The sequence below is a fragment of the Spiroplasma helicoides genome (assembly GCF_001715535.1).
GTDB lineage: Bacteria > Bacillota_I > Bacilli_A > Mycoplasmatales > Mycoplasmataceae > Spiroplasma_A > Spiroplasma_A helicoides.
The window spans coordinates 1301580-1326546 of sequence record NZ_CP017015.1 but is presented as its reverse complement, the minus strand read 5'-3'; the positions used below and the strand labels follow the sequence as shown (position 1 = coordinate 1326546).

The window sequence follows — 24967 nt, the reverse complement described above, 5'->3', positions numbered from 1 at the left end:
ATTTAAGTTCCTCTTATATAAAAAAATTATAAGTTATTAACTATTTATAACAATGAAAATTTTAAAATATATAAAAATAAATATAAAATTGTGAATAACTTTTTTGTTATAGCCTTTAAATGCTGGGTTATAAAAGTTATTCACATATTAACTTATTCAAGTTTTTTTAACATTTTTTGCACCTTCATTTTAAGTTAGGTTTTATTTACACCTCAATTATAATTAACTTTCTTTACAATATTGCTTATAAATAATATATAATTTTATATGAAGTTTTATTTAGATTAAGGAGGGTAACCATGAAAAGAACTTGACAACCAAGTAAAATCAAACACGCTAGAACCCACGGATTTAGAGCAAGAATGGCTACAAAAAATGGTAGAAAAATTATCAAAGCCAGAAGAGCAAAGGGTAGAGCAAAATTAAGCGCTTAATATGAAAAATGAGAATATTATAAAAAAAAATCATCATTTTCAAAAAATTATATGCAAAAAAACTTTTATTAAAAGCAGATCTTTTGTTGTTTATTTAATTTTAAATGAAAGTAATCAGTTTAAGTACGGGATATCTGTAGGTAAAAAATTAGGTAATGCTGTTATTAGAAATAAAGTAAAAAGACAGATTAGAAATATGATTTATGAATTACTGCCAGGCTTAAAAAGCAAAAAAAGCCATATTGTAATAATGGCGCGAAATCAATTTCTAAATAAAGATTATTCTTATAATTTTAATGAATTAAGCGAATTGTTAAAAACCATTAAATAAAAGAGAGGTGAACAATTTGTACAAACAAGATTATTCAAAGTATCTGAATGGTGGAACAAAAGGACCAAAGTCCAAAAAAGAAGTTTTCAAAAAAATTTGAGGGTGAACCAAAATATTTTTATTTTTATTCATCGTGGTCTGTATGCTTTGAGGTTGTGTGCAAATGTACCAACCATCATACACTATAAATAAAGTTACCGACATGGCTGGTAATGGTGTTTATGCTCCAGGGGTTACATTCGAGCTAATAATTTTAAGTCTTAATGATTTTGGTAGTAAGACTCACTGGTTCGATGATAGCACCGGTGTATTAAAAGAGTATCAGCTTAAATCTATAAGTAACTGAGCAGAAGCATTCACAGAAACATCATCACCTTATTATGGATTCTTCGTTTACCCATTAGCGTATTTACTAACAGCATTTATAAGAGGTTTTTCAGGAACTACCGAAGGACTTCTAGACCCATCAAAACCAAATTACGGGGTATCAGCAATAGGGGCTATATTATTTACTTCAATAATAGTTAGAGCCATAACTCTGATGTTTACACTAAAAACGCAGATGAATCAAGAAAAAATGACGTCCCTCCAAGGCAAACAAGCAGAAATTCAGTCCAAGTATAAAGGTTCAAAAGATCCACAAACAAAACAAAAACAACAAATGGAACTTATGGCACTTTATAGAAAAGAAGGAATAAGTCCTATGAGTTCTATAGCGACATCATTCTTATCAATGCCTTTCTTATTTGCGATGTTCTCAGTTGTTAGATCTGCTCATGCACTAAAAGTTGCAACAGTTGGTCAAATAACACTTGTTGAACAACCATGAGAACAAATTAAAGAAGGTAATTGAATTTATGCAACTCTAATAGCAGTTTATTTACCAATGCAGATTTTATCTATGTTCTTACCAATGTTCTTAAGATCAACCAAAGATAAAAAAGCAATAAAATCTGAGCAGCAGAAAAAAGCTAGAAGAAGACAAATCATAATGCAAGTTGTATTCATTGTGGTATTCATCTTTGTTGTTTCAACTGTGGCCTCAGGGGTAGCTATTTACTGGATTTTCTCTTCTACTTTCCAAATATCTCAAACCTTAGTTTTCCATTACATGAGAGAAACCAAAGGTAAAAGAATTAGTAAAAAAAGAGAAAAAATCAGAGAAAAAAAACTTAAAATTGCCGAAAAGCATCAAAATGCAAAAACTTAATATAAAAAAAATTAACCACTTTTTTGTAAATTATAAACCCTATAGCAATTTGTTATATAAGGATAAATCAAACAAAGTGGTTTTAATTTGTAAAAACGAGTTTAGATTAGCAATTTTAAGTTACATAAAAAAAATATTACAAAACAATCTTGAAACGAAAGTGTTTTCAATTTCTTATAACAAAAAACTAAATAAGAATTTTTTATTTGTTAGAATTGACTCAACTGATTATAAAAAAATATATGATAAACTTTTAAGGTTATTAAAAATAACTTTAAGTGCTAAATTTGGTATAAACATAAGTTTTGCAATTGCCGATTACTATCAGTTATATAAAGGGATACAAAGTTGGGATGAAGAGAATTTAAAAAATCTCGCTAGGAATTGTGTTGAAAACAAAAGTGCTATCAATACAAAACCCATGACTAAAACACTTAGAGAAAAAGCATACAAAGTTCTTGTAAATTACCAACGTATTTCTTGAAAGTCAATAAATATAAATGCAGGTAAAATAATAAAAATTTATTATAGGGTAGTAAAATAACTACCTTTTTTTTGATGTATAATTTCATATAAGGTGATTTTAAAGTGAAACTTTTTTTAGATGATACTATTGTAGCTCCAGCAACTAAGGTTGCAAAACAAGCAATATCGATAATTCGATTATCTGGTCCAAAAGCTTTTGAAATAGTAAATAAATTATTGAATAAAAATTTAGAATATACAAACAAACAGCAATTAAGAAAAGTATATATTCATGGCTCGCTAGTTGATGAATCGTTATTTGTTACTTTTGTTGAGAATAAATCATTTACAGGTGAAAATGTTATTGAAATAAATTGTCATGGAGGAATTTTGTTAACAAACAAAATAATTTCTGAAACAATCAAACTTGGAGCAAGAATGGCTGAACCTGGTGAGTTTATGAAGCGAGCTTATATGAATGGAAAAATAAGTTTGATTCAAGCAGAAGGAATAAATAACTTAATAGAATCTAAAAATGAACTTTCACTACAGATTAGTGCAATGAATATGTCTGGCTCAAAAAACAAAAATATTTTATGAATCAAAGAACAAATAATGGATTTGGTAAGTAGAATTCAGACGTCAATAGATTACCCAGACTATGATGATATTGAAGGATCAAACCCTGAAGAGATAAAAAAAACCTTAGCGATTTTAAAAAGTTATTTAGAAAAAACAATTACTATAAGTAAAAGAGCCAACACCGCTTTTGAAGGAATAAAAACATTAATCATTGGTGAACCAAATGTTGGTAAGTCTTCAATTTTAAATGCAATGATTAATGAAGAAAAAGCAATAGTTACTGATATCGAAGGTACCACAAGAGATATTGTTGAAGGACAAATAAATTTCCCACAGTTTACACTTAAATTAATTGATACGGCAGGTATTCGAAAAACAGATGATGTAGTTGAAAAATTAGGTATTCAAAAAAGTATTGATCAAATAGAGTTAGCAGATTTAGTTTTGTTTGTTGTAAATGACAAAAATGTAAATCAAAACATTTTAGATAAAATTAAAAACAAAAAACATATAATTGTTGTAAATAAAAAAGATTTATTAGATAAAAAACAAGTAAACAAATTTAAAGAACAATTTGAGAACGCTGTATTTATAAGTGCAATTAAAAACGATCTAGAAGAACTAGAACAAAAAATTCATGATATGTTTAATAATGATGATCTTTTAAGCTCAGATCTAACAATTTTGACTAACTTAAAAAATATCACAAGTCTTGAAAATATTTTACAACTTATAGATGAGTGCATTGCAAATCTAGAAATTGGTTTTGATTTTGACATTTTAAGTGTAGATTTATACAAAAGTTTAGAAATTGTTAACAGTTTGCTTGGTATAATTAACTCAGAGGAAGAAATCATAGATAATATTTTTAAAAAATATTGTTTAGGAAAGTAGGAAGAAAAAAATGGCAGGAATATTTGACACACATACCCATTTCAATGACCCTAGATATAAGGAAGAGGGAATTGAAACAAAAGAAATGATAGAAGAAGCCAAATTAAATGGTGTTTCAAGATTTTGTTGTGTTGGTTTTGATGTACCATCTTCAAAACTAGCTACAAAATACGCACTAAAATATCAAGGAGTATATTGTGCTATTGGGGTTCACCCAAACGAAGCACATTTGATGAAAGAAAAAGATTGAGAAGAAATTGAAACATTAGCACATGCAGAAAAAGTTGTTGCAATTGGAGAAGTGGGGCTAGACTACTACTACACAAATGAATACAAAGAAATACAAAAAGAAGTGCTAATTAAACACATTAAGATTGCACAAGAAAATGATTTAGCCGTAATGTTACATATCCGTGATAAAGATGACTCTGAAGATGCATATAATGATGCATATGAAATTTTAAAAAAATACAAAGTTACAAGAGCAATAGTACATTGCTTTACTAGAGGATATAACCTTGCAAAAAAATTTACAGATAAAGGGTATTATATTTCAATACCTGGAGTTGTAACTTTTAAAAACTCAACCGATTTGCAAGATGCAGTCAAAAAAATATCTATAAATCATATGTTGGTGGAAACAGATGCACCATATCTAACACCACAACCAAATAGAGGTAAAATAAATACTTCTAAAGAAATAGTTCATGTTGTTGAAAAAATAGCAAAAATTAAAAATTTAAACAAACATGATGTTATTGATGCAACAACAACAAACGCGCAAAAAGTATTTAAGTTAGGTTAAAAAAAACTGGTTTATTAACCAGTTTTTTATTTTTTTAAATGTAGTTACTTTGACTACCTTTTTTAGCATCTTTTGCATTTTTCCCATAATAACCTGATTCAATACGGTTATTGATAACTCTTTGGAAGTTTTTTGCTCCTTCAACAACCCCTGTTAATGGGTTAGGTGAGATTGAACATGGTACTGAGAAAATTCCGTTAAAGTATTCTTTAACTCCTCTAATTAATGATCCACCACCACAAATTGTAAATCCGTGTGAAATTATATCCCCAGCTAATTCAGGAGGTGTATTTTCCATTATTTCAATAACTAAGTCAGTAATTTTACTAAATGCATTTACAAGAACGTTTCTTACTTCTTCTGAACTAATAACAGCTTCTTTAGGCAATCCTGAAACAATATCTCTACCAAAAACAGACATTGTTTTTTCACCTTTGTATTTAGCTAATGAACCTAATTCTTTTTTCAAATTTTCAGCTGTTTTGCTACCAATAGTCACATTATATTCAGAACGAATGTATTTTTTGATTTCTTCATCAAATGCATTCCCTGCAACTTTTACAGATTTTGATATAACAACGTCACCAGCTGAAATAATAGCTATGTCAGTTGTTCCCCCACCAATATCAATAACAACATTTCCTTTTGGAATATCAATATTTAAACCAGCTCCAAGTGCTGCCATTTTAACTTCTTCTTCAATAACAACAATTTCTGCACCCATGTCATAAGCAACTTGTTTTAATGCTTCTCTTTCAAGCTCTGTTACTTCACTAGGACATGCTAATAAAATAATTGAGTTTTTTCAGTCATTTAACATTTGTAGTTTTGCAAAAATGTGTTTTAATAAGTCTTTTGCAGCATCTAAATCTGTAATAACACCATCTCTAATAGGAACTACCATTTTGATATTACTGTGAACTTTTCCCATCATATCATATGCTTCTTGTCCCAAAGCAGTTAAGTTGTTTGTTATCATATCATATGCCATTATTGATGGTTCGTTATAAACGATACCTTGTTTAGCAACAAAAGCTAGAATATTACTTGTACCCAAATCTAAGGCAATGAATGTACGATCTTCGTTTTTCATATTTTCCTCCTATATGCAATATTTTTTATGCTTATTAATTATACAATTTAGTTTTTAATAAAGCAATTTAATAAAAAAATATTCCACTTAAGAATATTTTATAGTTTTATAAAGAAAAAAGAAAAAATATTTAAAAAATTTAAAATAAATGTATATAATTATTTTTAGAAAATAAAGGAGAGAATTATGAATACTTTATTTGTTAGAAAAAAAACAATAAAGACAAAAATAAAAGTATTTATTAATCTTTATTTTTCACAACTTTATATAATTTAAATCAACTATTTATATAGTTGATTTTTTTTGTAAATTTGAAAGGAGTCAATTATGACAGATATACAAAAAACTGAAAATAAGGATGTAGAACAAACTCCAAATCATGTTCAACTTGTTTTAGAGCCGCACCAAAGACCCAAAAGTGTGTCTAAGTGAATTCTTTTATCAGTACAACATGTTTTTGCAATGTTTGGAGCTACAGTTTTAGTACCAATGATCATAAATCAATTTGCAAATCAACAAGTAATCAATATATCAATGGCACTATTTTGTTCAGGAATAGGAACCTTAATTTACATTGGACTTACTTCTGCAAAAGTACCTATATATCTAGGAAGTAGTTTTTCATACATGACAGTAATGGGAACGGGTTATGCAGATTGAAAAAATGCAATATTTATTGCAGCATTTGCAGTAGGTGCAGTATATGTTATTGTTGGATTCATTATTCATTGAACAGGATCGCAATGAGTTAAAAAAGTTTTTTCACCAATAGTAATTGGTCCAATAATAATAATTATTGGTATGAGTGCTGTTTCAAGCACTTTAAAAAATCTAGGACTTTGAAGTAACGAAAGAGGTGGAGAAATAGATAATGGTGATGGAACGCACTATCCACAATGACTAGCAATTTTGATTGGAGTTTTTACAATATTGGTGGCAGCGGTGTGTGTTTTAAAAGCTAAAATGTTTTTTAAAGCAATACCAATACTTATGGCTCTTGCCTTTGGGTATTTAATAACAATTATTCTTCATTTTGCATTTAAATCACAAGGTATTAGTTTAATAAACACATCTTTAATTACAGATGTTTCTAGTTGAGAATGATACCCAAGTTTTAAAAATGTATTTGATGTTAAAGCCTCATCAATATTACCCGCAATGGTTTCAATTGTTCCAATATCTATGATCACAATGACAGAACACTTAGGAGAGCACATTAACATTGGTTCTTTAACAAATAGAGATTACATAAAAAATCCTGGTATTAGTAGAACATTGATGGCAGATGGAGTTTCCATAATGGTGGCTGGAATAATTGGGGGACCAGTTAATGCAACATATGCCGAAAATACAAGTGTTGTTGGAATGACTCGAGTGGCTAGTGTATGGGCGGTGGGGTTGGCAGCAATCTTTGCGACTGCTATGAGCTTTATTGCGCCAATCAATCAAATAATAAGCATGATACCAAAACCGGTAATGGGGGGAATTGGTCTTATTCTGTTTGGTATGATAAGTTCAAATGGTGTAAAAATCTTAATCGATGGTAAGGTTAATTTTCTAAATGCTAAAAATATATTTGTTATATCTATCACATTAGGTATCGGAATAGGGCTGGGAGTAACAGATACTCAAATCTCTGTAGGAGAAAACGGATTTAAATTTACAGGTCTATTTCTGGCTACAATAGCCGGTGTATTACTAAATATACTTTTACCAGATCAAATAAATGATGGTGTATTTAATATAAAACTTATAAATAAATTTAAGAACAAAGAGTTTGTAAAAGAAAAAAATAAAAAATCAAGAAAAAATAAATAAATTTTAAAACTTAAAAGTATTTTTTTATGTTTAACTTATAAGTTGATTTTTCTGAAATTATAAAATAAAATATTATAGTAAAGTTTTTACTTTACAGAAAGGAAAAATATGAGTCAAAATAAAAAATATATGGTCAGAATGATATATTCTGGAGTAGTTTGATTGTTAATCACCATAGTTATATTAGCTATTGGATTTAGTTATACTGATAAAAATGCATCAGCAACACAAATATTCAAAGGTTGAGGTAAAGCAGATCCGGTAATAAGTGATGATTCAAAAAATGTAACCACAGGTTTTGGATATTTACAAGAACACGTATTTAGCAAAGATACAAAAGGGCAACTAAGCGGTTTAACTAAAGGTATGTATAACCTTTCACTTTCAAGTTTTGTATTTTCATTGTTATACTTTTTATGAAATGTAGTATTTTACGGTATAAGTTTCAAAAAAGAAGATGTTATTAAAGACAAAGCACAATTTATTTTAGATATTGTATTTACAGTTATCATTGCTTTAACTGCAGTTTTATTCCTTGCAAGCATGGGTTCATTAGTAAATGATTTAAATAAAACTTACAAAGACAGCAGCTTACCAGAAGAAATGAAACCAGGATATAAATTATCAACCAACTACATTATAAGTGCAGCACTTATATCATTAGGTCTTGTAGGACATGTAGTGGGGGTTACATTACTACAAACAAAATTAAAATAATATAAAAAAAAATCGTTTTAAACGATTTTTTTTTATATTAAATTATTTAGTTAAATCTTCGTGATGTCTTTGAGCTTTCATGATTTCTCAAATTTCTGATTCGAATTTTTTAGTTCCGTTAATAACAGCTAGTAATGGTTGTTCTCCGATTTTTGTTGGTAATTGTAAAGTATCTGCAACATATTTGTCGATACCTCTAATTAAAGCACCACCACCACAAATTGTGATACCATTTCTGAAGATATCTCCTGCTAATTCAGGTGGTGTATCTTCTAATACTTGAACTGTTAAATCAATAATTCTTGATACTGGAACTTTCAATACTTCACGTACTTCTTCTGGTGTAATTTCAACTTCTCTTGGAAGTCCTGAAACAACGTCACGTCCATAAACTTTCATACGTCTTTCATCTGGGTATTTTGCTAATGAACCAACGTTAACTTTAATTGATTCAGCAGTTTTTGATCCAACTTCTAATCCGTATTGTGATCTAATAAATTTTTGACATTCATCATTTAGGTAGTTACCTGCAACTTTGATTGATTTTGAAAGAACTATATCTCCTGATGCTAAAACAGCAATATCAGTTGTTCCCCCACCCATATCAATAATTAGGTTTCCTGTTGGAGCATAAATATTTACTCCTCCACCTAATGCAGCCATTTTAACTTCTTCTTCAACGAATACTTGGTCTGCACCTAAGTTAACTGCAATTTTTTTAAGAGCAGTTTTTTCCAATTCAGTAATAACTGATGGACAAGCTAGTAACATAACTGAGTGTTTTAATTGTTTGTTAATTCTTAGTTTTGAGAAGATATATCTTAACTGAGCTTCAGTTGCTCTAATATCTGTAATAACTCCGTCAACCATCGGTCTAACAACTCTAACAGTTTTGTTTCCTTTACCGATCATTTTGTAAGCTTCCTCACCTACAGCGATAATTTTGTTTTCTTTAATACGGTATGCAACGATTGATGGTTCGTTGTAAACAATTCCTTGACCTGCAATGTAAACTAAAGTATTTGCTGTACCTAAGTCCATTGTTACAAATGTTGGTTTTTTATTTGCCATTTTTTGAACTCCTTCTAAATTTAATGTAAAAAAAATTAATATGAATTACGTATTTCTATTTATAGATAGAATACATAATCTATATTAATTGTAGCATATTTTTTATTATTTTACAACCAAAAAGTTTAGTGTATACTTAAAATAATTTTACAATAAAATAAATAAATTTGTAATTTTTTTATTTTGCTTACATTATTATACTAACATATTTTTATAAATTTTAAAATTACTAATTAATAAATATTATAAAATTGTTTATCACCATTGTATGATTTAAAATCAACTATAACCCAATATGGATTTTCAACATCGTTACTTATATTTTGTCAAACAATTTTATATTTGTGATCTACTTTTTTATAATTAACTCCAAGACCATCATATTTCATAATATCTTCTTCAGACATATTAAGTTGTTCTTTACCGAGCACAACACCAGATACTTTTGATGTATCAATCTTATCTTTTAAAGCTGTACTTTCAGCCAAATCTTTTTGATTATCTACAATTGTTTGGTAAGGATTAAATTTTTGCGGTACTTCAATTTTTGCGGTTTGTGTATCTGCATTTGAGTCGCTATCACCATTACCACTATAATCTAAAGTGAATTCTATTTTACCATTCACTTCTGTTGGTGAAGTTACTCCAACATTAACATCACTAGTTTTTCAATACTCTTTATTGATAAGATACTGAGTCGCTTGTTCATGAACATTTGTCATTGAGTCATCCACAGAACTGTTTAAATATGCAAATAAGTTATTAAGTTCATTAACACCTTCAACGTCTGTGTTGTTAGATAAGTTATAGTAATCGTAAAAGAATGTTCCTTCTTTATATTTTTTTTCTGAGTAGTCATACCCTAAAAGAGTTATTAGTTTTTGTTTTTCACTTCTGCTTAAATCATTTATACTTTTGTTATTTTCCATACTTTCAATTATATTTTTTGTGTCTTTTTTTGCTAAACCTTCATAAGCATTAGCAACTATATTTAAAATTTTTATTGCACCCGAAGCATCTTTTTCAACTAATTTTTGTCAACCTTTTTGTTCTAGACCACCAAGATCAATTGTTCCCTCAATTTTTGGACTTATTATAAGTTGATAGCATTTATTAAAAGGTGAGTTTTTGTCTATAAAAAAATCGTTAGCTAGCTGCTGTTTTAAATTGTCGCTACTTAATTGTTTTTGAAATCTATTTAATTCTTTTAAAAATTTTGAAACTTTATTTAAATTTACAAGTTGATCTTTGTTAACATCTACATCATCAGCTTCATAAAACTTTTTACTATTAACATATTCTTTAGTTGGTTCTAAAAGTTTAGCAATTTCAACTTCTTTTCTTATATTAATTTTATCATTCAATATTTCTGAATTAAATCCATTCTTTGATAAAAAATCTCTTAAATTAGAATATTGATTATCTCTTTGAATAAGGTTTATAACCGCTTGAACATTATAAATTAAACTAAGAGCAGCCCCTTGAATTCTAAGTTCATTCGTATTACCATCTTTTGTTAATAAAGGTGTCATAAAATTAGCATATGTAAGCAATGATTCCGCTCCCAAATCTGACTCTTCAACACTATTTTTAAGTGCAGAAAATTTATTTATATATCCTTTTAAATTTAAAGCACCTGCTGATATTGATAACAACCCTCCAGTGGCGTTAAATGGAGTACCATCAATCGACGAAGCATAATCTCCATTAATAATATCTGCAACACTAAATTTATGTGTTTTTAATTTATCGTTAACTGTTTTACTTTTGAACTCATCAAACGAATTAACTTTTGATTTTCCGCTTGCTAATATTGAATTGTAATATAAGTAACCAGCCCCATTAGTTCCACCATCTTCTCCTGTTGGATTAGCTGGTGTAAACGGAGAACTAGTACCATTAGTTCCACCAGGATAACCACCATCAAAACCATCATTTAAAAGATAATTGGATAGTGCACCCGTGTCTTGAACACCTCAAGCAAGACTTCTTCTATTTTCATCTTCAGATAAATTTAAGTTTTTATTCATTCCCATTAAAATACCCATTGAGTTATCTGTTTTTCCGGGTTTGTTAAATCCAACACCACCTTCTTTATTAAAACCATCAGTAAAACCTTGGTCGTTTATAAAATTTTGATAAAAACTATCCTCATACATACCCATCAAATAACTTCCATATACACCTGTAAAATGTGCCCCATCCAGCTTACCAATGTTTGGTTGTAATAAACCTTTAAATTTATTTATTGGATCTGCCAAATCAACTTTTCTACCTTTGTAAGTATATGAACTAGGCATATTTAATGCTGTGGATTGAGGTGTTAAATAGCAAGACAAAATTTCATTCATGTTAAAGTTTAGATTTTCATGTCTACTTGCAACAATTATTCTTGAAATCATTTCTGCTCCAATTTTCATCTGATTTTGAGTATCGGTTAAACTTTTATCAATACTAAAGTCAGGATTTTTTGGGTCATATTCAACCCCATCGTCATTATTAGAGTTTTGATTTTTTTGTTTACATGCTATAGAACTTGCCAATGGCTGTGTAACAATTGCCATACTTGCTAAAAAGTATAATAATTTTTTCATAAATAATCCCCTTTAAAAACTATATAGTAATTTTATAAAAATAATTATGTATATACAATTTATTTAGTGAAATAAAAAAACAACTATTTTTTAATTGTTTTTTTTATTAATAAATGTTATAAAATTGTTCTCCATCTTGATTGAAAGATTTTAAATCTACAATTACTCAATAAGGGTTTTCCACATCGTTGCTAACATTTTTTCAAACAACTTTATATTGATGTTTTACATCTTTATAATTTTCACCTAAACCATCATATTTCATAATATCTTCTTCAGACATATTAAGTTGTTCTTTACCAAGCACAACACCAGACACTTTTGATGTATCAATTTTTGATTTAAGCTTTTCGGTGTTTGCAAAATCCTTTTGGTTTTCTACAATTGTTTGATAAGGATTAAAGTTTTTAGGTACTTCAACTTTTTTGGTTTGTTGATCTGCATTTGAATCACTATCACCAGCACCTTTATATTCTAAAGTAAATTCAATTGTTCCATTTACTTCGGTTGGTGATGTTGCACCCATTTTTATGTCTCTTGTGTTTCAGTATTCTTTATTATTTATATATTGAGTTGCTCTTTCATGAACTGGAGCAATTGATTCATTAATACCTTTTTTTAAATCTACAAAAAGATTATTTAGTTCGTCAACCCCAGAAACAGATTTATCTGTTAATAAATCATAATAACCTTTTAAGAATGAATCTTCTTTATATTTTTTTTCAGCAAAATCATATCCCAAAGCCTCCAGTAAAGTATTTTTTTGCGAACGATTCAAATCAGTTAGTACTCTATCTTTATAATTTAAAATTGTTTTTTCAACTATATCTTTAACTTCTTTTTTTGCTAAACCAGCATAAGCTTTTGAAAGAAGACTTAAAAGATTTGCCCCTTTAGTTCCATCATTGCCCATACATTCTTCTCACCCTTCCTGAGTTAAACCACCCAAATCTAATAACCCTGTAACTTTTGGATTAATTATCAATTGATAACTTTTACCAAAAGGGGTATCACTTGTTTTCAAGACTTTATTTAAAAACTCGTTTTTCAATTCTGGTGAGAGTTTTGAATGAAGTTCTGATAGTTCTTTTAAAAATTGAGCTACTCTACTAAGGTTTGTTAATGAATCATTTACCAAATCGTTATCTTTTGTTTTATAAAGGTTTCCAATTGAAACATTTTCAGGGCTTGGATTCATCAAATCATTTACAGCAATAGATTCTCTAATATTAATCTTGTCTGTTAAGGTTTTTTCACTAAATCCATTAGATAATAAAAACTTTTTGATATCTTTTCCGCTTTCATCGTTTTGTATTTGATTTATTGCTGCTTGAGCATTGTATAACAAACTAGATACAGCGCCTTGAATAACAAGATCTGTATATGTACTCATTTTTGAAAGCATAGGTGTTAGAAAGTTTGCAAAAGTCAAAAGAGATTCAGCTCCAAAATCTGATTCAGCAATATTTTCTCTTAAAGCTACAAACTTATTAATATATCCTTTAAGATTTAAAGCTCCTGCAGTCATAGCCATCAATGAACCCGTTTGGTTGAAACTAACTCCATCAATTGTTGATGAATAGTCGCCATTTACAAGATCAGCACTATCGTATGATGCTCCTTTAATTTTATCTTTTATAGATTTATTAAATTCTTTAAAATCATTTAATTTTGATTTTCCGCTTGCAAGTACAGAATTATAAAATAAATATCCAGCTCCGTTTGTACCTCCAATACTACCATCTCGAGGAGCGGGAATATATGGTGTGCTTGTTCCATTAGAACCCCCAGGATAACCACCATCAAACCCTTTTTCTAAAAGGTAATTTGATAAAGCTCCGTTATCTTGTATCCCTCAAGCTAAATTTCTTCGATTTTCATCATCTGAAAGGTTTAAATTTTTATCTAATCCCATCAATAAACCTACTTCATTAAAATCATATGAATTAAATAAGTACTTATTGAATCCAGTATCACCATTTTCATTAAAACCATCTTCAAAATACCCTTTATCAACAAACTTTTGATAAAAACCATCATCATACATTCCCATAACGTAACTTGAATAAACACCAGCAAAGTTACCTAAGTTTATTTTTTCTATTTGAGGTGCCAACAAGTTTTTATATCTACTTATTAATTCAGACAAATTAACATTCCGACCATTATATGTATATGAAGTTGGCATATTCATTTCAGAAGAATAGGGTGATAAGTATGATGACAATATCTCATTTACGTTAAAATTTAAATTCTCATGTCTACTTGCAATTATCATTCTTGAAATCATTTCAGCTCCAGTTTTCATTTGATTTTGCATATCTGTTAAACTTGGATCAATGCTAAAATCTGGTGCTTTTGGATCATACAATCCATTTTGTTCTACCTCATCTTCATTTTTAGTGGTACTACATGAACATGAAATTACACTAAATAATGATTGACTTGTAAAAGTTAAACTCGCTAAAAAATAAATTAGTTTTTTCATATAATCTCCTTTTTCCACTTATATTTTATAAAATTAAAAGTGTTTTGACAATATAAAAAAAATAGCCTAAGCTATTTTAATAAATATTAAAGAATTCATTTCCCTCGCTATCGTAAGATTTGAAATCAACGATAATTCAATAAGGAACCTCGACATTATTACTAATATTTTGTCAGACAATTTTATATTTGTGATTTACATTTTTATATGTATTACCAAAACCGTCATATTTTTTAATATCGTCTTCAGTCATATTTAGTTGTTTTTCTCCAAGCACAACCCCAGATACTTTTGAAGTATCTATTTTTGATTTAAGATTCTCAGAGTTTGCAAAATCTTTTTGATTTGCCAATATTGTTTGGTATGGATTGAAGTTTTCAGGTACATCTACTTTTGTAGTTTGTTTGTCAGCATTTGATTCAGAGTCTCCAACACCTTTATAATTAAGTGTAAATTCAATTTTTGCATTGTTTGTTTCTGTAGGAGAAGTCACTGATATTTTTGTATCACTAGTTTCTCAATAGTCTCTGCTACTGATATATTGAATCATGTTTTCATGTATATTTTTCATTTTTTCATCAGTTGAACTCTTTAGAGACTCAAATACACTATTTAATTCAGTAACACCAGCAATAGTTTTATCAGTTAATAAATCATAATATCTTTTTAGGAATGTATCATTTTTAAATTTTTTTTCTGATGAGTCATAACCAAGAGTTCTCATTAAATTTATTTTATCTGTTCTAGTTAAATCAAAAATACCTTTTCCATAATAACTATTTTCCGCAATGTTGGTAAGCAGATCCTCTGTATCTTTTTCAGATAAATAATTATATGCCATAGAAATAACGTTTAATAAATTAGATGCACCATTTCCATTTTCACCAACTAGATTTTTTCACCCTGTTTCTCCAAGACCACCAAGTGATAACGAACCTCCAACAGAAGGATCAATAATAAGTTTGTATGCTTCAGCAAAAGGTGTTTTTTGTGCTGGTTTTTGAATAGAACCATTTCCAAGTGTAAAGTCATATTTAAAGAACTTATCAACAAAAACCTTTTTATCATCTTCATTAAGTTTATTTTGAAACACATTAAGTTCTTTTAAGAACTTAGAAATATTTTTTATATTACTTAAAGCGTCTTGATTTTTATCAGATTCAGCAACATTATATAATCTTCTAACAGTTACATTTTCCTCTTTAGGACCTGTCAATGAATCTATACCTAAAGGAGTTATTGTGTTGATTTGTGTATCTAAAATAGTTCTATCAAAACCTTTTGTTGTTAAAAAAGTTTTAAATTCATTTTTTTCATCTTTTTGTATGATATTTATAGCATTTTGAACATTATACAATAGACTAAAAGCTGTGCCTTGCACTTTCATGTCTGTTAAATTAGCTGGATTTATTAAAAATGGAGTTAAATAATTAGCCATTGTTAAAAGTGTTTCTGCACCAAAATCTGATTGTGCAACATTATCTTTTAATGCAACAAACTTGTTAATGAACCCATCTAGATTTAAATTACCAGCAGTCATTGCAAATGAAGATCCTAATTTATTAAATTCTTTGCCATCAATTGATGGTATCATTTTACCTTTTTCAGCAGGACTATATTTTACATTTTTACTTAGCTTATCTGAAATTAATTTATTGTTAAATTCTTTTAAACCGTTACCTTTAGAACTACCGTTTGCTAAAATTGAGTTGTAAAATAAATAACCAGCTCCGTTAGTTCCAAAATTATTTTCAGATGCAGTAGTTAATGGTCCACTTGTACCACTTGTACCACCAGGATAACCACCATCAAACCCATTCTTTAAAAGATAATTTGAAAGTGCTCCTGTATCTTGTATTCCTCAAGCTAAATTTCTTCTATTTTGGTCATTTGACAGTTTTAAGTTTTTATCTAACCCTTGTAAAATGCCCATAGCATTATTATTATCACCAGTACTCAAACCTAGTTTTGAGCTACCATTTAGATTAAAAGAATCTCTAAAAAATCCTTCTTCTAAAAAGTTTCTATAAAACTCATCCCCATACATCCCCATGATGTAACTAGCATAAACTCCAGCATATCCTTCACCGTTTATTTTATCGATAGAAGGTGCTAATAAATTTTTATATCTGTTTATAAGAGTGGTTAGGTTAACATCTTTATCTTTGTATTTATATGCCGTTGGTATATTTGAAACGGTTGGATATGGTGCTAAATAAGCACTTAAAATTTCATTTATATTAAAGTTTAAGTTTTCATGTCTACTGGCAATAAGTAATCTTGAAATAACTTCTGCTCCGGTTTTCATATAATTTTGAAGGTCGGTGTAGTTTCCGTCAAAATCAAAATCTGGAGCTTGTTCATCCGGACCATCTTTACTCAAAGGATCAGAAGCAGCCTTTTTACTGCATGATATTACACCAAGTGCTGGAGCACTCATAAATGTCACACTTGAAAGTATGTATAGTAATTTTTTCATATAAATTTCCCCTTAATTTACAATATGATTTTATAAAAAATAAAGTTAAATTACAATTATTGGTATTTTAAAAAAAATAAATAAAAAAAATTTATAATTAATAAATAAATATTATTAATTATAAATTTCGTGTAGCTCTTTTATCATATTTTCAATTTCGTTTTTTCTTTTCTTTTTAGTTATTTCTTTGTAAAGTTCTTTCTCTGCTTCTTCAAAGTTAAAATCTTTTATTAAACGTTTTTTAAAAGTGTTTCAGCTTTTTCTGCTATCAAGATTAAATGTTGTAAAGCATTGAACACATCGGAACTGACCATATCTTTTATCTAAAGAAACAGCTTTGTGCAAACAATAAGCCATATTTTTAAAAACATAAATTTTATCAACGTTTTTTTTAAAGTTTTTATCCATTTCAAATAATTTTGTTTTTGCCATCATTAATCCCACCCAAATAAAAAAATCATATGTTATTACATATGATTATAGCACATTTTTAGGCACTTTTAAACATAAATGTTGACCCGTATTTATCGTTTTCTAATTCAATTTTTTGGAATGTACGAGTTTTATGAGCAACCGCACCATCAATTGTTGCTGTCGCACAATTTTTTGACAATATTACAGGTATTTCAAAGAAATCCTCAAAAAAGGCTTTTACACCAGAGATTTTTGCTACCCCACCTGTTACATATAAACCATTTCTAATAACATCACCAGCTATTTCGCTAGGTGCACCTTCTAAAACATTTGTGATCAGTGTTGTTAAGTTACCAAAACCTGACAAAATAATTTTTGATATATCTTCGTCGCTTAATTCAAAGTCTTTTGGCATTCCGGTAGTTAAATCATATCCATAAGCAGTAGTTTTTAATGGCGTTTTAGCTTTAATCAATGAAGCTATTGAATTTTTTATTTGTTCTGCTGTTATATCACCAATCATAAGTTGACTTTTACTTTTTAAAAATTTAGCAATATCCATATCGATTGAGTTTCCTGAAACCTTAGAGTTTCTTGACTGAATTGTTTCACCAGATGAAATTATTGCAGCAGTTGATTTTCCAGCTCCTAAGTCAAGACATAAAAATGCAGTTGTTTCATAAGCATCTGCACCAGCACCTATTAATGCTAGTTTTACATCATCTTCTGTGTTAACGTAATATACACCTAATTCTTTTATCGCTTTAACAATTGATTGTCTTTCAAGTTGTGTTAAGCTAGTAGGACATGCAACTGTCACCACCGAATCTTTAATATCATTGCTATAATTTGCCAATATTGATTTTAAAAATAATTTTAAAACACTTAAGTCTGTTATTATTCCTCTTCTCACTGGGTATTTTAATTGTAAAGTTCCACTTAGTTTACCTACAAATTTTTTTGCATCATCACCAAGTGCGATAACTTTTTTACTTTTGTAATCAAGAGCCATTAATGTAGATTGGTTAAATACCATTCCTAGGCCCTCAATATGAATTTTTGTTTTATTCGTCCCAATGTCTATAGCAACATGTTTTTTTTGAGTTAAATTAATTTTTGCCATATTTAGTACCTCTACTTCTAATATATATTTTAACCACTTTTTGAAAATATTCTAAACTTTTTTTAATTTGATTGCAAATAAAAAAGAAGCTTTTTATTAAGCTTCTTTTTTATTATTTAATGCTGTATTCTCTTGAGTCACGTAACTCAACAACTTCCATTCATTTTTCGATTTGTTTTTCGTATTCTTTTGATCCTTCGATAACTGTTAATAAAGGATCTTGAGCTTTAATAACTTTTAATTGGAAGATTGATTCAAAGTATGTATCAATACCTCTCAATAAAGCTCCTCCACCACAGATAGTAATACCATTTCTAATAATATCTCCAGCTAATTCAGCAGGTGTATTTTCCATTACTTCAACAATTAAGTCAGTAATTTTTGAAAATGGTGCTAATAATGCATTTTTTACTTCATCTGGTGAAATAACAACTTCTCTTGGTAACCCTGAAATTACGTCACGTCCGAATGCACGGAAAGTACGTCCATTATCGATTTTTGTTAAAGAACCGATCTCTATTTTAATTTTTTCAGCAGTTTTAATTCCTATTAGAACGTTGTACTCTGCACGAATGTATTTTCTAATTTCTTCGTCAAAGTGATTTCCAGCAGTTTTAATTGATCTTGAGATAACAATATCTCCAGCTGATATAATAGCAATATCAGTTGTTCCACCACCAATGTCAACAACTAAGTGTCCACTTGCTAGTGAGATATTAATTCCAGCTCCAACAGCTGATAATTTAACTTCTTCTTCAACAAGAACATGTTTTGCTCCCATATCTGCAACAACTTGTTTTAATGCTCCTCTTTCTAACTCAGTAACTCCTGAAGGGCAGGCTAGAACTACTAAAGCGTTTTTAAGGATATCAGATAATTTAATACGTGAAAAGATAAGTTTGATTAAGTCTTTTGCTGCGTCTAAATCAGAAATAACTCCATCAACTAATGGTACAACCATTCTTGTATCATCGTTGGTTTTACCAACCATTTCATATGCTTGTTCTCCAGCTGCAACAACTGTGTTTGTGTGTACATCGTATGCCATTGTTGAAGGTTCATTATAAATGATCCCTTGTCCACCTAGGTATGCAACAACGTTTGATGTTCCTAAGTCAAGTGCAACGAATTCTCTTTTACGATCTCATGATGCCATTTTATTTCCTCCTTTATAAAGAAAAAACCCTTCGTGTATTATTATACATTATTTGTATGTAGAATACTAGTATAAGAAAGGTCAAAATATGAAAATTAAACAAATAGTTATTGTAGAAGGTAAAACCGATACTGCAAAATTGAAACAAGTTTTTGGTAAAGATAATATTGAAACAATTGAGACAAACGGTTTAGCTCTCAATAACGAAACTCTAGATTTTATTAAAGCCCTTAATAGAACACGAGGTGTAATTATTTTTACAGACCCAGATGGACCTGGAATAAAAATTCGTGATACTATAAATGCCTATTTAGATTTTAAATGTTTTCATGCATTTATCAACAAGAAAGAAATAAAAAATGAAAAAAAAATCGGAATAGCAGAAGCCGAAACAGAATCAATAAAAAAAGCATTAGAAAATATTGTAAAATTTGATAGTGATAATAATGATTCAATATCTTGAGAAGAGTTTTTAAAAAATGATTTTTTTAAAACAAAAAATAGAATTAAAATTGCAAATCACTTTAATTGAAGTGAAAAAATAAATAGTAAAAAATTATTTAAATGATTAAATTTGTTAAATTTGAATGTTGATCAAATAAAAAAAATAATAGAGGAGTAGTTTATGGATTTTGCTAAAAAAAAGTTTGGACAAAACTTTATAACAGATAAAAACTTAATAAACAAAATCATCAACTTACTGGGTGAAGATAGTGAGCAACTAATTATTGAAGTTGGTCCCGGAAGAGGGGCATTGACAAAGGAGCTTGTAAAAAAATATCAAAAAGTTATTGCAGTTGAGATTGATAGTGATATGGAAGTAGTTCTTAAAAATGAAATAAAAGAAAAGAATTTTGAATTAATCATTGAAGATATTTTGGAAATAGATCTAATAGATCTAATAGATCAAAACTCAAACATTAAAAAAGTTTCAATAATATCTAACACTCCTTATTACATTACTAGTGAAATAATTTTTAAAACTCTTTATATAAGTCAACTTCTTTATAAATCTATTTTTATGGTTCAAAAAGAAGTAGCACAAAGAATTTGTGCTAAACAAAATGAAAAGAATTATAATAACCTTTCAATAGCATGTCAATTTTATGGAGACATTAAATATGAATTTACTGTTAATAAAAATATGTTTAAACCAGTTCCTAAGGTTGACTCAGCTATTATTTCAATGAGTTTTAATCAAAAAAACTACAACTTAGTTAAAGATGATAAAAAGTTTATAGCTTTTGTGAGAAAAATTTTTAATAATAAAAGAAAAACTATTTTAAATAATTTATCAAATACTTTAAATAATAAAGAACTTGCTGACAAAGTCTTAACAAAAATAAATATTGAAAAAAATCTAAGGCCAGAGAACATATCATTAGAAGATTTTATAATTATTTATAATGAGGTTAATAATGGAAATAATTAAAGCATATGCCAAAGTAAATCTTTTTTTGAAGGTTTCTCCCCCTGATCTTAATGGCTATCATAAAATAAATTCAGTGATGTCAATAGTAGAAGATTTATACGATGAAATTAAAATAATTTCTGAAAATGATATAAAGGACGAAATTATTTGCAATATCAAAACATTAGAACAAAACAACTTTTTACATACTGTTTTAGATGAATTAAGAAAAGAAGGTTTAATAAAAAAGTACTATAAAATACAGTTAACAAAAAATATTCCACTCGGATCTGGATTGGGTGGAGGTACTAGCGATGCAGTCGCCCTGGCTAAGTTTTTCACGGTAAATAAAAAAGTTTTACATAATATTTATAAAAAAATAGGTTATGACAGCTATTTTTTTGATAGTGGTTTTAAAACCGCAATAGTCAAAGGATATGGAGAAAACGTTGAAGAACATAAGTTTATCGAAATTAAAAAAAAGGATTTAATTTTTACAAATGTAAATTCACAAACAAACAAAGTTTATAAAAAGTTTGATGAATTAAAAGATTGAGATAGTGAAAATAAAAACCAACTTACAAATGCAGCATTAAAACTTTACCCAGAACTTTTAAAATTTAGTCATGATGGACAAATGAGTGGCGCTGGGTCAACATTTATAAAAAAAGAAAGCCTAAAAAAAATCACTTTTTAATAAAAGTGATTTTTATTTTATGTCATCTAAAGTTAATTCCTTAGGTTTGCTATCTTTAATTCAAATATGTTCCATATAGTTATACAACAATTTTCCAACATATTGATGAACATATCTAGTTGGGTGAACTTCATCTATAAAAAAGAATGAGTCAATGTCTTCTGCATTGTGACCTTTTACAGCATTGTTAGCTTGTACCAAAACGTTTGTAGCAGTTCGGTTACGAACAGTATCAACACCAAAGTTATTTGTTACATTTAAGTCTTTGTTAAACTTTTCTTTATACACTTTGCTATAGTCATCTTTTAAATCTTTGAAGTTTTTAAATAAATCATATATAAAAATCTGATCTTTATATTTTTTCTTTAAGTCAGTATAAACTTTATATGTTTCATCATATAAATAACTATCTAATTGATTGTGTACTGTATCTATTAGTGAAGGCATAGATTCAACCATAACAGATAAAGTATCTTTTGTACCATCTTCTTTTAACTGACCTTTTAAAAGAGTTGGAATATATCTCATATCTGGTGAGTTCATATACAATACATTAGCACCTGTTTTAAGAATATTATTTAAAGCAATTTGAAGATTACTTGCAGCATCATCTGCCACTTTTTGAAATTTAGGAATACTTAATCCATCTTGGAATTGTTGCATTCCTTCAAGAAAATCGTTTCCTCCAATTTCAACAAAGACAATGTCTTTGTTTGTTAACTTGTGTTGTTTTGTAAGAGCTTCACTTTGAGAAATAATGTCGACTTTCATGTATTCGTTCTTAATTCCAGCTTCTCTAAAGTTGAATGTTATATCAAAAGAAGCTCTAGCGCCACCAACAGCATAGTTTCTACCAACTCCATCACTTGAATCCTCAAGTCAGGCTCCTCCTGGTTTCATTGGTGTTGTGAATCCTAAATATTGATTAACTCATTCTGCTGCTGTTCTACCATTTGTATATGATGGATATTTATTATCCATAAAATCAGTTTTAAAACTCCCTCCAAAATCATAATCAAAGTTTTCAAAATTTTGAAATTCTTTTGGTGGATTTTTTTTCTTATTTATAATTGCTTTTGCTATATTTTTATAGCCTCCAGCATCACTAAGACTATCTCCCATTGTATAAAAGTTTTCAAACTTTTCAATCTTATTTTTTGCTGTTGAACCATCATTTTCAGTATCATTTTGTGTTGGTTCATCTGATTTATTACATGCAACAGAAATTGCAGATCCATTGATAACAATTAGAAATGACGATAAAACGGATAATAATTTTTTCATAATTTCTCCTTTTTGACTTGATATATATTATCAAAAAAAAATGACTTTTTTAAAAACCAAAAAGTCATTTTAATAAAATAAATTTCTTTTTATGAATGTTTTGGGCAAACATAAATGCTATCTAAGTCTTGACCAGCTAAACCTTGTTGCATTTTTCCAGCAAGAATTGAAGCCGCTCCTCCTTGTTTACCTTTTTGCATTTCTTCTACACATTTAAAACATCTTGAATCAAAATCTTTACTCATTTTTTCCTCCTTAGTGTATAAATACTTATTAAAATTCTACACCAAAGTTTCAAAGTCTAGAACTTTATCTGCTCATAAAGTTGAAAAATTAATATCATGAGTTGTTAGTAAAACTGTTCCTTTAAAAGCTTGAATAGCTTCCAATAATGCTTCTTTTGCTAATACATCAATATGGTTTGTTGGTTCATCAAGTACTAGTAAACTACATGGAATCATACTTAAAGCAGCTAGTCTAATTCTGGTTTGTTCTCCCCCGGAAAGCGTCTGCATTTTTTGATTCATAAGACCACTTTTTAAACCGAATTGTCCAATTTTAGCTCTTGCTTCTGAATCTGTAATATCAGGAAATTTATTTAATAAGTATTCTACAGGAGTCATATCATTAACGTTTTCTATTTGTCTAAAGTATGCATAATCAACACCATTACCAAGCTGAACAGTTCCTTCAAAAGGTTTTATTTCTGTTGCTGTTGTTTTTAAAAATGTTGTTTTACCAATACCATTTCTACCTGTTATGATACATTTTTCGCCTTCTCTTAACTCAAAATTTAAAGGGTGTAACAAAGGAGAATCATATCCAATAACTAAATTTTTCGCTTCTAAAACCACTGCAGATGAAGGTCTTTTATATGAAAAGCTAAATTTAGGTTTAGTAATATCTTTTCTCTCTTTCATAACATCCATTTTTTCCAAAACTTTTTGTCTTGATTGAGCAGATTTAGCAGTACTTGCTCTTGCTTTGTTTTTAGCAACATATGTTTCTAGTTTTTTAATTTCTTTTCTTTGAGCTTCAAATGCTTTATCATATTGATTTTTAAGCATCGCTGAGTCTTCAAGGTATTTATTATAGTCACCTACAAATCTTGTCAGTTTTAAATTTTCTAAAGCATAAATGATGTTACAAGTTTTATTTACAAACTCATTATCATGAGAAACCATCAAATAGGCTTTTTCAAAAGATTGTAAAAACTTAGCTAATCATTCAACTTGTTGAATATCTAAGAAGTTGGTAGGTTCATCAAGCAATAAAAAGTCATTTTCACTTAATAAAAGTTTTGCTAACATAACTTTTCCTAGTTGTCCACCTGATAACTCACTCAATTTTTTTGGTAATTTATCTAATCCAATTCCTAAACCATCAACTAAGTTACCAATTCTTTTGTCAATAGTGTCAAAGTCCCGGTTATTCAAAATATCTTGGTATTTAAGAGCTTTTACAAGTTCATTTTCATCATAGTTTTCAGCCATACCTTCATAAATTTTGTTCATTCTTTCTTCTAGTTCATACAAATCCGCAAAGGCTGTTTTTAAATATTGATCAACAGTTTGCTCTTTATCAACATCCAAATGCTGATCTAAATACCCAATTTTTGTTCTTTGATGAATATCCACATCACCTTTGTCTGGATGAATTTTTCCAGAAATTATATTTAATAAGGTTGTTTTACCAGCACCATTGGGACCAATTAAAGCAATATGTTCACCTCTATTAATCTTTAGTGCAGTATCTTCATATAATTTTTTACCACCATTACTATGTGTAATGTTTGTTAAACTCGCTAAACCCATAAAGTTACCTCCAAAATGCAAATAATGTATTATAATATTTACTTGCCTAGAAAATTATAAATTAATTATTGAAACATAACAATTTTT

The 24967-nt window shown here is 28.5% G+C and carries 22 protein-coding genes; 11 read left to right on the top strand and 11 right to left on the bottom strand.

What is annotated here, in order from left to right; translation table 4 throughout:
* Positions 1-299: 299 nt before the first annotated feature.
* From rpmH to SHELI_RS05855, 6 genes are read left to right on the top strand one after another with little or no spacing between them, the layout of a single operon-like run.
* Positions 300-434 carry a 50S ribosomal protein L34 gene (gene rpmH, locus SHELI_RS05880; protein WP_069117575.1) on the top strand — a complete coding sequence of 45 codons (135 nt, stop codon included), beginning with the start codon at positions 300-302 and terminating at the stop codon, positions 432-434.
* 1 nt (position 435) lies between these two features.
* Complete coding sequence (gene rnpA / locus SHELI_RS05875) at positions 436-765, top strand: ribonuclease P protein component (RefSeq protein ID WP_069117573.1); 330 nt, start codon at positions 436-438, stop codon at positions 763-765.
* A gap of 7 nt (positions 766-772) precedes the next feature.
* On the top strand, positions 773-1975 hold the full coding sequence (gene yidC / locus SHELI_RS05870; RefSeq protein WP_069117571.1) for a membrane protein insertase YidC: 1203 nt from the start codon (positions 773-775) through the stop codon (positions 1973-1975).
* The gene (locus SHELI_RS05865) at positions 1962-2519 is read left to right on the top strand and encodes a hypothetical protein (RefSeq protein WP_069117569.1); all 558 of its coding nucleotides are present in this window, start codon (positions 1962-1964) and stop codon (positions 2517-2519) included. The genes yidC and SHELI_RS05865 overlap by 14 nt, the downstream gene beginning before the upstream one ends.
* Before the next feature lie 44 nt (positions 2520-2563).
* Positions 2564-3916 (top strand): tRNA uridine-5-carboxymethylaminomethyl(34) synthesis GTPase MnmE, encoded by a 1353-nt coding sequence (gene mnmE, locus SHELI_RS05860; protein ID WP_069117567.1) that lies wholly within the window; start codon positions 2564-2566, stop codon positions 3914-3916.
* A 10-nt stretch (positions 3917-3926) separates the two neighbouring features.
* Complete coding sequence (locus SHELI_RS05855) at positions 3927-4721, top strand: TatD family hydrolase (RefSeq protein ID WP_069117565.1); 795 nt, start codon at positions 3927-3929, stop codon at positions 4719-4721.
* A gap of 34 nt (positions 4722-4755) precedes the next feature.
* Here SHELI_RS05855 and mreB (SHELI_RS05850) read toward each other — a convergent pair whose 3' ends face one another.
* Entirely contained in the window at positions 4756-5814 is a 1059-nt protein-coding gene (mreB, locus tag SHELI_RS05850) for a rod shape-determining protein (RefSeq protein ID WP_069117560.1), read from the bottom strand.
* A 327-nt stretch (positions 5815-6141) separates the two neighbouring features.
* Between mreB (SHELI_RS05850) and SHELI_RS05845 the strand changes: the two genes are divergently transcribed.
* Both SHELI_RS05845 and SHELI_RS05840 read left to right on the top strand, forming a co-directional pair.
* Complete coding sequence (locus tag SHELI_RS05845) at positions 6142-7632, top strand: uracil-xanthine permease family protein (protein ID WP_069117558.1); 1491 nt, start codon at positions 6142-6144, stop codon at positions 7630-7632.
* Between the two features lie 108 nt (positions 7633-7740).
* A complete protein-coding gene (locus SHELI_RS05840) occupies positions 7741-8349 on the top strand; it encodes a hypothetical protein (protein WP_069117556.1) in 609 nt (202 codons plus the stop codon).
* A 42-nt stretch (positions 8350-8391) separates the two neighbouring features.
* Here the strand turns inward: SHELI_RS05840 and mreB (SHELI_RS05835) are convergent, their stop codons facing one another.
* The 7 genes from mreB (SHELI_RS05835) to mreB (SHELI_RS05805) form a co-directional block, all read right to left on the bottom strand.
* The gene (gene mreB / locus SHELI_RS05835; RefSeq protein WP_069117554.1) at positions 8392-9420 is read right to left on the bottom strand and encodes a rod shape-determining protein; all 1029 of its coding nucleotides are present in this window, start codon (positions 9418-9420) and stop codon (positions 8392-8394) included.
* Positions 9421-9653: 233 nt separating this feature from the next.
* Entirely contained in the window at positions 9654-12014 is a 2361-nt protein-coding gene (locus SHELI_RS05830) for a hypothetical protein (protein ID WP_069117552.1), read from the bottom strand.
* A 106-nt stretch (positions 12015-12120) separates the two neighbouring features.
* On the bottom strand, positions 12121-14502 hold the full coding sequence (locus tag SHELI_RS05825) for a hypothetical protein (RefSeq protein ID WP_069117550.1): 2382 nt from the start codon (positions 14500-14502) through the stop codon (positions 12121-12123).
* A 76-nt stretch (positions 14503-14578) separates the two neighbouring features.
* Positions 14579-16981, bottom strand: coding sequence for a hypothetical protein (locus SHELI_RS05820; RefSeq protein WP_069117548.1), 2403 nt, complete (start codon positions 16979-16981; stop codon positions 14579-14581).
* Positions 16982-17095: 114 nt separating this feature from the next.
* Positions 17096-17413 carry a hypothetical protein gene (locus tag SHELI_RS05815; protein ID WP_157087604.1) on the bottom strand — a complete coding sequence of 106 codons (318 nt, stop codon included), beginning with the start codon at positions 17411-17413 and terminating at the stop codon, positions 17096-17098.
* Positions 17414-17471: 58 nt separating this feature from the next.
* Positions 17472-18518 (bottom strand): rod shape-determining protein, encoded by a 1047-nt coding sequence (locus SHELI_RS05810; protein WP_069117544.1) that lies wholly within the window; start codon positions 18516-18518, stop codon positions 17472-17474.
* Positions 18519-18630: 112 nt separating this feature from the next.
* On the bottom strand, positions 18631-19674 hold the full coding sequence (mreB, locus tag SHELI_RS05805) for a rod shape-determining protein (protein ID WP_069117542.1): 1044 nt from the start codon (positions 19672-19674) through the stop codon (positions 18631-18633).
* A gap of 88 nt (positions 19675-19762) precedes the next feature.
* Here mreB (SHELI_RS05805) and rnmV point away from each other — a divergent pair, with 88 nt between their 5' ends.
* The 3 genes from rnmV to SHELI_RS05790 are packed head-to-tail and all read left to right on the top strand — an operon-like array spanning position 19763 to position 21782.
* Complete coding sequence (rnmV, locus tag SHELI_RS05800; RefSeq protein ID WP_069117540.1) at positions 19763-20296, top strand: ribonuclease M5; 534 nt, start codon at positions 19763-19765, stop codon at positions 20294-20296.
* A 3-nt stretch (positions 20297-20299) separates the two neighbouring features.
* Complete coding sequence (gene rsmA / locus SHELI_RS05795; protein WP_069117538.1) at positions 20300-21106, top strand: 16S rRNA (adenine(1518)-N(6)/adenine(1519)-N(6))-dimethyltransferase RsmA; 807 nt, start codon at positions 20300-20302, stop codon at positions 21104-21106.
* Complete coding sequence (locus tag SHELI_RS05790; protein WP_069117536.1) at positions 21093-21782, top strand: GHMP family kinase ATP-binding protein; 690 nt, start codon at positions 21093-21095, stop codon at positions 21780-21782. Before rsmA ends, SHELI_RS05790 begins: the two co-directional genes overlap by 14 nt.
* Before the next feature lie 12 nt (positions 21783-21794).
* Here SHELI_RS05790 and SHELI_RS05785 read toward each other — a convergent pair whose 3' ends face one another.
* From SHELI_RS05785 to SHELI_RS05780, 3 genes are all read right to left on the bottom strand, one after another.
* Complete coding sequence (locus tag SHELI_RS05785) at positions 21795-23066, bottom strand: SGNH/GDSL hydrolase family protein (RefSeq protein ID WP_069117535.1); 1272 nt, start codon at positions 23064-23066, stop codon at positions 21795-21797.
* Positions 23067-23155: 89 nt separating this feature from the next.
* The gene (locus SHELI_RS06140; protein ID WP_198146095.1) at positions 23156-23311 is read right to left on the bottom strand and encodes a hypothetical protein; all 156 of its coding nucleotides are present in this window, start codon (positions 23309-23311) and stop codon (positions 23156-23158) included.
* 36 nt (positions 23312-23347) lie between these two features.
* On the bottom strand, positions 23348-24880 hold the full coding sequence (locus SHELI_RS05780; RefSeq protein ID WP_069117533.1) for an ABC-F family ATP-binding cassette domain-containing protein: 1533 nt from the start codon (positions 24878-24880) through the stop codon (positions 23348-23350).
* Positions 24881-24967: the final 87 nt, after the last annotated feature.